This is a genomic window from Mesorhizobium sp. M1295 (assembly GCF_040318135.1).
Lineage (GTDB): Bacteria > Pseudomonadota > Alphaproteobacteria > Rhizobiales > Rhizobiaceae > Mesorhizobium.
In genome coordinates, this window is the sequence record NZ_JAMYLU010000075.1 from 1 (window position 1) to 1,175 (window position 1,175).

A 1,175-nucleotide genomic window follows, 5' to 3' on the forward strand; every position below is an offset into this window, starting at 1 on the left:
AAGTGCTGCCCGAAGCGGTCTGGCAGCGCTGCTACGTGCACTTCCTCAGAAACGCGCTCGACTACGTGCCGCGCAAGGTCGACGACGATTGCCTGATGGAGCTCAGATGGTTCTACGACCGGCGCGACCTTGCCGAGGTCAAACGCGACCTGGCGCAGTGGATCGCCAAATGGCAGGCCAAATACCCGAAGCTGGTCAACTGGGTGGAAGACAACATCGAGGAGACGCTGAGCTTCTATCGGCTGCCGCTTGCCCACCACAAGCACATGAAGTCGACGAACATGCTGGAGCGGCTGAACCAGGAGATCAAGCGGCGCACCCTGGTCGTTCGCATCTTCCCCAACCCGCGGAGCTGTCTGCGGCTGGTTCGGGCGCTGGCGGTCGAGATCCACGAGAACTGGCTCGAGGCGACCCGCTACCTCAACATGGATCATCTGCGCGAGCACAAGAAGGAGAGCCTGAGGGCCTTGGCCGCCTGAGCACCGTCATGTGTCCGCCGCTCCGCTAAACACGGGGGCTGCGCGGCGGACACGCCGACGTCACCGCAATGCCACGCCATTTTGCAGAACTTGACGCACACAACTACAGGTTTCAGGCGCGACGTCAGCTCGCCGCCTGGGACCAGGGAGTCAGCGGGAAGGGTGTGGTGATGTTGACGACGTGGCGATTAGCGTACAGCTCAAACTGAGCCCTTTTCCATCACAAAAGGACCCTTTAATCGAGTGTAGCCGGCCTCATCCCTGCCGCGGGGCTGGCACGAGGCGAGCGGAAAGACGACATCACGTTCATCAGCATCGCGCGCCAAGTCAGGACCGCGCCAGGCTCGTGTATTTTGGATCGTCGGCTGTTTCAAGACACCTGCGCTGCTCGGCCCCGACGTACCCCCTCGATCATGACTGCCGACCATCAGCATCGTGTTGTCATGTTCGCGCGAAAAGCAATCTGCTCCGGTTCCAGATTTGCCCGACAACCGCACCTTTATTCCTGCTCCCGGTCATGCAGTAAGGCGTCAGACATCTTTTCGGCCACCATAATCGTAGGAATATTCGTATTTGCTCGCGGGCAGAATGGCATTACAGATGCATCGGCTACTCTTAAACCCGATAGTCCATGTACGCGGCCTGACGGATCCGTCACGCTGGTCGGATCCTGAGCAGAGCCCATTCTGCAGGTTG

At 59.8% G+C, this 1,175-nt stretch carries 2 protein-coding genes; one reads left to right on the forward strand and one right to left on the reverse strand.

Features of this window, described 5'->3' with window-relative positions:
- Positions 1-479 (forward strand): transposase (locus NKH29_RS32535; RefSeq protein WP_353001428.1); only part of this gene is annotated, 479 nt, incomplete at its 5' end.
- A gap of 499 nt (positions 480-978) precedes the next feature.
- Here the strand turns inward: NKH29_RS32535 and NKH29_RS32540 are convergent.
- A partial coding sequence (locus NKH29_RS32540; protein ID WP_353001429.1) for a GMC oxidoreductase occupies positions 979-1,175 on the reverse strand: 197 nt, incomplete at its 5' end.